This window comes from Prosthecobacter sp. (assembly GCF_049294395.1).
GTDB lineage: Bacteria > Verrucomicrobiota > Verrucomicrobiia > Verrucomicrobiales > Verrucomicrobiaceae > Prosthecobacter.
The window spans coordinates 1-8,227 of record NZ_JBAQCR010000313.1; the positions used below are offsets into that span (position 1 = coordinate 1).

7 protein-coding genes are annotated in these 8,227 nt (G+C 59.8%); 2 read left to right on the forward strand and 5 right to left on the reverse strand.

The window, feature by feature from the left end:
• Positions 1-63 precede the first annotated feature (63 nt).
• The 5 genes from WAW39_RS20965 to trpD all read right to left on the reverse strand — a co-directional run bounded on the left by WAW39_RS20965 (position 64) and on the right by trpD (position 5,424).
• Positions 64-465, reverse strand: a complete 402-nt coding sequence (locus WAW39_RS20965; protein ID WP_422321115.1) for an Imm10 family immunity protein — start codon at positions 463-465, stop codon at positions 64-66.
• A gap of 35 nt (positions 466-500) precedes the next feature.
• Positions 501-1,964 carry an Asp-tRNA(Asn)/Glu-tRNA(Gln) amidotransferase subunit GatB gene (gene gatB / locus WAW39_RS20970; RefSeq protein WP_422321116.1) on the reverse strand — a complete coding sequence of 488 codons (1,464 nt, stop codon included), beginning with the start codon at positions 1,962-1,964 and terminating at the stop codon, positions 501-503.
• Between the two features lie 94 nt (positions 1,965-2,058).
• Positions 2,059-3,351, reverse strand: coding sequence for a formylglycine-generating enzyme family protein (locus WAW39_RS20975; RefSeq protein WP_422321117.1), 1,293 nt, complete (start codon positions 3,349-3,351; stop codon positions 2,059-2,061).
• Positions 3,352-3,428: 77 nt separating this feature from the next.
• Complete coding sequence (locus WAW39_RS20980; protein ID WP_422321118.1) at positions 3,429-4,319, reverse strand: hypothetical protein; 891 nt, start codon at positions 4,317-4,319, stop codon at positions 3,429-3,431.
• 67 nt (positions 4,320-4,386) lie between these two features.
• Positions 4,387-5,424 carry an anthranilate phosphoribosyltransferase gene (gene trpD / locus WAW39_RS20985; protein WP_422321119.1) on the reverse strand — a complete coding sequence of 346 codons (1,038 nt, stop codon included), beginning with the start codon at positions 5,422-5,424 and terminating at the stop codon, positions 4,387-4,389.
• 61 nt (positions 5,425-5,485) lie between these two features.
• Between trpD and WAW39_RS20990 the strand changes: the two genes are divergently transcribed.
• Complete coding sequence (locus WAW39_RS20990) at positions 5,486-7,222, forward strand: Hsp70 family protein (RefSeq protein WP_422321120.1); 1,737 nt, start codon at positions 5,486-5,488, stop codon at positions 7,220-7,222.
• Between the two features lie 65 nt (positions 7,223-7,287).
• Positions 7,288-8,227, forward strand: a 940-nt coding sequence (locus WAW39_RS20995; protein WP_422321121.1) for a serine/threonine-protein kinase, incomplete at its 3' end; no start/stop codon positions are given.

Here is an 8,227-nt window from a genome sequence, read left to right on the forward strand (position 1 = left end):
GGGTGAGGGGATTGGCTTTGTGCCTGCATGATGGCATCAGGGGCATCAAATAGCCACAAAGCTCTAGAAATCAGCTCCGTCATGATACTTTCCCAACCCGTCGAAGCAGACTGCAAGACCTTCTCGAAGCTTCTGAAATGCGGCAGCATCAAGTTCGAAGGACACTTTCATCGTCGAAAGTCCGCCCATGAACTTGGATCCTTTGCCATTGAAGTGGACCTCCAGATGATCACGAAACAACGAGACACTTTCAATGCCGCCATACCCTGAGAAGCCCTGATCATTTCTTTCCGCATAGACTCGGTTCAGGCCAAGGCGGACACTTTGCTCATCCGGCTCCAGAGCCCGTTGAAAAGTTAAATAATCTACCTCCACGGGGTCAGCATCGGCCAGCCACACCGCAATTCCTTTTTCGTCTTCGATCTCATCGACACTAACACAAGAAACTGTGAAATCGGACTTCATTCGTCATTCGGGTTTCGTCATTCCGCGCAGCGGCCTCACCCCAGCACCTTCTTCCGCACGATCTCCGTCACCATCTTCGGGTTCGCTTTGCCTTGGCTGGCCTTCATCGCCTGCCCCGTAAACCAGTTCATGGCCTTCTCGTTGCCGCCTTTGACTTCAGCCACCTTATCTGGATTGGCGGCAAGGATCTGCTCCACAATGGCCTCCAGAGCCCCCGTGTCGCTCACCTGCTCAAATCCTTTGGCCTTGATGATTTCGGCCGCAGGCTTCCCGGTCTCAAACATCTCAACAAACACTTCCTTGCCCTGGTTGTTGGAGATTTTGCCGCCTTCAATGGTGGCCACCAGCGCACTCAGCGCCTCCGGCTTCACCGGGCAGTCGGCAAGCGTGAGCGAGCGGTCATTCAGAGCACCCAGCAGATCGTTGATCACCCAGTTGGCAATTTTCTTGGCCGGCACCTTCGTGTCGGCGGCCACGGCTGCCTCATACCAGAGAGCCAGCTCCTTTTCACTCGCCAGCACGCTGGCATCATAGGCGCTGCAGCCATAGTCCTTCTCAAAACGCGCACGTTTTTCATGCGGCAGCTCAGGCACCTGCGACCGCATCTTGGCCACGAGATCCGCCGTACGCACCGGCAGCAAGTCGGGATCCGGGAAGTAGCGGTAATCATGCGCGTCCTCCTTCGAGCGCATGAGCGTGGTCTCCCCGCGGTCATCGTCCCAGCGCAGAGTGCTTTGCTCCAGCTTGCCACCCGCGTCCAAAATGTCGGCCTGACGCTCGGCCTCAAATTTGATCGCACGCCGGATGGCTGACATCGAGTTGATGTTTTTCAGCTCGATCTTGGTGCCCAGCTCCTTCTGGCCTTCGGGTCGCAGGGAAATGTTCACGTCGCAGCGCATGTTGCCCTTCTCCATGTCAGCATCGCTCACGCCGCCATAGATCAGGATCTGCCGCAGGCTCCCCAGGTAGGCCACAACCTCCTCCGCACTGTCGAGGTCGGGCTCGCTGACGATTTCCATCAGCGGCGTGCCGGCGCGGTTGAAGTCGAGCGCACTGAACTTGTCATAGTGCGTGGACTTGCCCACGTCCTCCTCCAGATGGATGCGCGTCAGCTTCACCACCTTGCCCGGATTGGCGATGCTCTTCTGCGCATCCTTGGGATACGCATAATCATACAGCGGCACACCACCGCCCAGGCAGAGCGGGAAGGGCATCTGCGTGATCTGGTAGTTCTTCGGCATGTCCGGGTAGAAGTAATTTTTGCGGTCCCAGTTCACCACCGGCGGCGTCTCGCAGCCCAGCATCAGCCCCGTGAGAATGGTCTTCTCAATGGCCGCCTGGTTCAGCACCGGTAGTGCTCCCGGCAGCCCCATGCAAGTCGGGCAGGTGTGCGTATTCGGCTCCGCACCATACTCGACCGGGCAGGCGCAGAACATCTTGCTGCGCGTCGTGAGCTGCGCGTGAACTTCAAGGCCGATGGTAAGAATGTATTTGGGCATGCGAAAAGGAAAAGGGCGAGTGCCGGAAGATCAAAGCGAGAGCCACGCCCGGGGCAACGTGCCGTTGCCGGTTTTTTTCGGTGCGCTAAATCAGCTAGGGTGTCGCCACGGTCACCACACGGAAACCGTGGTTGTTGCCCTGGTCATGGGGCCTGCGGCTGTCTCTGGCAGAGGAAAGGATTCTTTGACGAGAGTTGATGTTCCAGGCAGCGCCGCGCAAAGTACGCTGCTGCTTCGCCTCATTGAACCAGTCATCCACCCACTCCCAGACGTTGCCTCCAAGATCATAGATGCCCAGTGAGTTAGGCTTGAAACTCATCACCGGTGCCGTGTAGGGATGTCCATCAGAAAAATTGCCATCAATAGGACTCTTGTCTGCCATTTTGGCATTGAGCGTCACGTCAGCATAATTGCCAATCCGGTCAGCTGTTTGTGGAGGAAAGATGCCACCCCACGGGAACTCGTCCGGCACTCGCTCGTTCAGGCTCTCCGGCGTGGTGGTCTTGGTCCAGTTTTCTTTCTTGTCAAGCCCCACCGCAATGCTCCACTCGCGGTCGGTAGGAAGACGATAAGTGTGCCCTCCCTTCTTTTTGCTCAGCCAGAGGCAGAAGGCCACCGCCTCTTCGTAACTGACACCCGTCACAGGCCTGTCGTCATCTTCACGTGAAAACATCTGTGCCGCCATCTTTTTCCACATTTCGTTCACGCCCGGAGTGCTCGCCGCATAGGCGGCATAGTCGGCGTTCCGTGTCTCATGAATGCACATCAGAATGTCGGTGCCAGGCACAGGGACAAACACCATGCCCAGACTGTTGGTGAACAGTCCGACAGGCTTGGCTCCATGGACGGCAGGCAAAGGAGTCACAGGCGTTGTCAGCAGAGCCTGCAGCATATTCTTCGTGGCTACGGCTTCATCTAGTTTTCCGCTTTTGGTCAGCGTTTCCACAAGCCCTTGAAATGACGTCGTGGCCATTGCCAGAAGCGGGCGCAGCTTGCTGTCACGGTCCTGCTCGAGCCGCAGCATGGCCAGACGATACGTGCTGCGCATTTTCTGCATGCTCAAGGGGCCGGCACCGCCGCTGGCCTCACCCGTGTAGCGCCCCGCCAGCACGGCCTCGCGTTCCGCCTTGAATGCCAGGGCTTCTTCCAGTTTCCCCCCTTTTTGCGCTGCGTCCTGTTCCCGCTCCAGCGCCTGGACAAATTTCGCGTTCAGATCAGTTATCGCCAGCTCATGCGGCTTCATCACATCCGCTCTCACCTTGCTTTCATATTGCGTCAGCAGCAGCACCGCTTCCGCAGGTGCCTGCTCCACAGCCTGGCTGAGAGACGAAGCTGTCAATAACCCAAAGATTGCCAAGGCCACGCGAATAAGGGGTGCAATTTTCATGACTGGGAGTCGCTCATACAAGGTGGTTTTGGTTCGCGGCTCAAGTCAAAACCGAAGACCGCATCACTCCCTCCACCTCAATTCAACCTCACCGGCTGCGGCGGCGGTGGCTGCTTGTACACCACCGAGTCCATCGCCTGCTCCAATTGCATGCCTCCAAGAATAGGCTGCAGGTCCGGGTGGTTCGCCACTTTCTCGACCTGGGGCAGTTGCATCAGCCCCGCGAAGTCCTTGTTCTCGATGGCCTTCCGCACTTCCGGATCGTAGCCGAGCTTGGCGATCAGCGGATGGTTCAGCGCATTGGCCGTGGCTGGACTTTGTTCGGCCAGTCGCTGCCACATCGTCCCCTCCGGCCACAGAATCAGCAGTCGTGCCAGATTCGCCGTCGGCTTGATGTCATACGGGTCCAGCCTCTTCACCAGCCCGCCGATGGGGCTGTTGTCGATCTTCTGGCTCAGGCTGTAAAAAATGGACTTCGCCTGGCTCTCGATCGAGCCACCCTTTTTGACGATCTCCGCCGCGTTCTCCATGCCATACAGACTCCCCACGATGCGCAGCGCCACGCTGCCCATCCACATCAGCGCGCCGGAAGGCAGGATGCTCACGATCAGTCCCTTCCACCCCGTCAGCCCTCCCAACATTCGCATCAGGCCAAAGGCCGCCAGAAAATACTTCCCCACCTTGCACACGGCGAACATGATCCCCGCCGCTATCACCGACGCAACGACCATCCGGTTCGTCGTGATCTGCATCCCCGCCGCGCCGAAAATCACCGTCCGGTGCATGAACACATACCACGCCGCCGCCGCGCACAGCGCCAGCGTTGCCACATTGATGATCTGCTGCACCACCCCCTTCGCAAACGCCAGCCCCGCCGCAAACGCGAAGAACCCCACAATCGCGATGGTGGCCCACATGGTGTGCGGCACCTTCTGGGCGTATTGAAGCACTTCACTGGGGTGAGGCATGGGCAGGAGAAAAGATTATTAGGACATCCTAACATCTTTCCCCTGCCTGTCTTGCGGGAAAATCAGCTCAAATCAGATCCTGCATTGCCCGCAGCTTGGCATGCGCCGCGCCACGCTCCAGCAGTTCCTCAGCCAGTGCTTTGCCTGCCATCAGATCCGCAGCCATGCCGGTGATCACAAAACCCGCCGCCGCATTCAGCACCGCGATGTCACGCTTGGCCCCCTTGATGGTTCCCGCCAGCACGCCTTCAAGAATCGCCGCGTTCTCCGTGGCATCACCCCCCACCAGATCTTCCAGCGCCGCTGGGCCAAAGCCGAGGTCCTTCGGATAAATCCGCGTCTCGCTGAGTTTCCCCTCCGCGACTTGACACACATCATTCACCCCCAGCGTCGAAAGTTCATCCATCCCCTGCCCATCCGCAGCGCTGCCATGCACCACCCAGGCTCCCTTGCGGCCCAGCTGCACCAAAATCTCGCCAAACGCCCGCGTCAGCTTCGGATCAAATACACCGATGAGCTGGTAATCAGGCCGCCCCGGATTGAGCAGCGGCCCGAGCACATTGAAAATCGAACGCTGCCCCTCCGCCGCGAGCAGCTTCCGCGCCTCCGCCACCGCCTTGAATGTAGGGTGATACAGCGGGGCAAAAAAGAACCCCAGCCCGATGCTCTCAATGCCCGCCACGACTTTCTCCTTCGGCAGGTCGATCTTGATGCCCAGCGCCTCCAGCACATCCGCACCGCCCGCCTTCGAGGTGATCCCACGGTTCCCATGCTTCGTCACGCACACGCCACCGGCCGCCAGAATGAACATCGCCGTGCTCGACACATTGAACAAATGCAGCTGGTCCCCGCCCGTGCCCACCACATCCAGCATCGGCCCCGGCAGCTTCGCCCGGTCAATCCCCGGATCGACCGCCAGCTTTAAAAACTCCTTCACAAACATCGCGATCTCCGCCGGCGTCTCACCCTTCTTCGACAGAGCCCGCAGAAAATGGGCTTTGTCGGCCGCCGTCACCGCCGCATCCACCAGCTGCGCCGCCGCATCGGCAATTTGGTCTTCGGTGAGGTGCGCCCCGGTCATCAGGCCTGTAGTCAGTAATTCCATGATTTGATTTTGACCAAAGCGCAGTGTTTAGCAAGCCCACCCGTGTGAACCTCTCGAAACGTTGAATCCAAACTCCCCCATCCTCGGCATCGATCTCGGCACCACGAACTCCCTCGTCGGTGTCGTTGACAGCGGCTTCCCCATCCTCCTCGCCGATGAAAACGGCAGCCGCAGCACCCCCAGCGCCGTGTGCATCGCCCAGGATGGCAGCATCTCTGTCGGAGCCGTGGCCTTGCGCCAGCGCGCCCTGTACCCCACGCGCACGATCACCTCGGTCAAACGCCTCATCGGCCGCCGCCCCGGTGAGGCCGGATGGACACCGCCCTACTCACTCAGCGAGCTAAAAACCTCCCCCGTCGAAGTCTCTGCAGAGATCCTCAAGCACCTCAAAGCCGTCGCCGAACGCGCTCTCGAACAATCCGTTTCCCAGGCCGTCATCACCGTGCCTGCCTACTTCAACGACGCCCAGCGCAACGCCACCAAGCGCGCCGGCGAACTCGCCGGTCTCGAAGTCCTCCGCATCCTCAGCGAGCCCACCGCCGCCGCACTCGCCTACGGTCTCGACAAACTCACCGAGCATCAAAAAATCGCCGTCTATGATCTCGGTGGCGGCACCTTTGACATCTCCGTTCTCGAAATGCGCGACGGCACTTTCCAGGTGCTCTCTACCGCCGGAGACACCCAGCTCGGTGGCGATGACATCGACCGCCTCCTCGCCGAATTCATCGCACAAAAACTCGCGCTGCCCTCCCACGACATCCGCGTCCTCGAAGCAGCCGAGTCCGTCAAAAAGCGCCTATCCACCGACGACACAGCCAGCTTCAATGGACTCGATATCACCCGCGCCGATCTCGAAAAAATCGCCCGCCCATGGATCGAGCGCACCCGCATCCACTGCCTGCGCGCCTTGAGCGATGCCGGCGTCAAAGCCGAACAGCTCGATGAAGTCATCCTCGTCGGCGGTAGCACCCGCATGCCCTTGGTGCGCGACTACGTGCGCGAAATCTTCGGCCGCGAACCCAACACCTCTCAGAACCCCGACGAAGCCATCGCCCTCGGTGCCACCATTCAGGCAGGCATCCTCGGCGGCAGCCTGCGCCAGGTCCTCCTCCTCGATGTCACCCCGCTCTCGCTCGGCATCGAAACCTTCGGCGGCTTGATGAACATCATCATCCCGCGCAACACCACCATCCCCGCCAAGGCCGGCGAGATGTTCACCAATGCCGTCGCCAATCAGGACAGCATGCTCATCCGCATCCTTCAGGGCGAACGCGAACTCGCCAAGGACAACTGGGAGCTTGGCCGCATCGAAGTCCCCTTTCCCGCCGGCCCCAAAGGCAGCGCCCGCGTCGGCGTGCAGTTCAGCATCGATGCCGATGGCATCCTGCACGTTCTCGCCCGCGACACTGCGACCAATCAGGACACCACCCTGCAGATCAGCGGCACCGCCGTCGATGTCGAAGACGAACGCGTGGAGCAGATGATCTCCGAGAGTGTCGATTTCGCCTTCGAGGACATGAACGAACGCATCTGGACGGAAGCAAAACTCAAGGCGGAAGAACTCCTCCCCGCTGTCGATGCCGCACTGGATCAACTCGGTGATGCCATCAGCACGGAAGAGAAATCTGCCGTGGTCAGTCAGGCCGCCACGGTGCGTGTCCTGCTTGACGCCACGGATCATGACGCCAAGGCTCTCAAAGCCGCCACTCAGTTGCTGGATGACGCCACTCAAACACTGGCCGTGATGCTGATTGATCGTGCCATGGAGGAATCTCTGGTCCGCCGCGGCCTGATTTGATTTTCCAGTTCCCATTCTCAAAGCCGACGGCTACGCTCCGCCGCTAATGATCGTTTTCACAGGGCATGAATGAGAAACCTCCACATGACGGAGCCATGGGTTGGACACCGCCATCACCAGAGCATCTGCAGGCCATGCTGCCTCAGTATGATCAGTGGGAGATGATCGGCTGCGGTGGCATGGGCGCCGTCTACAAGGCACGACAGACTTCTCTCGACCGGCTCGTGGCCATCAAGGTCCTCCCACCTCAGGTGGCGGAAGACGAGGCCGAGTACATCGAACGCTTCAAGAACGAAGCGCGCACGATGGCAAAGATGAACCATCCCGCCATCGTGGCCGTCTACGATTTCGGCGAAACCCGCGATGAACTCCTCTACATCGTCATGGAGTACATCGACGGAACGGACGTCTCCAAGATGATCCAGTCGCAGGGCAAACTGCCGGTTGATCACGCGCTGGCCATCACCGCCCACGTCTGCGACGCGCTTGCTTATGCTCATGAGCACGGCGTCGTTCACCGCGACATCAAGCCGGCGAACATTCTCATCAACATGGAAGGCGCCGTGAAGGTGGCCGACTTCGGTCTGGCGCGCATGCACGATCCGGGGCAGTCCGGCAGCCTGACTCAGGAAGGCACCACCATGGGCACCCCGGACTACGTCGCGCCCGAGGTGCTGGTCATCGGCATGCAGGTCGATGGCCGCGCTGATCTCTATGCCATGGGCGTGATGCTCTACAACATGCTCACCGGCAAAATCCCACGCGGCAATTTCCAAATGCCCAGTGAAAAAGTGGGCTGCGACACACGCTATGACGCCATCATACGCAAAGCGATGGAGCAGGATGTCGCCAGGCGCTATCAGTCCTCTCGCGAACTGCGCCGTGATCTCGATCAGATCCTCACCGTCCCCGTCGCCAAAGAAAAACCGGCCCGTCAGGCGCCCGCCGGCGGCATGCTGCCTCGCCAGCCTACCCCACCCCCGCCGCCCCCAGGCACCCCATGGG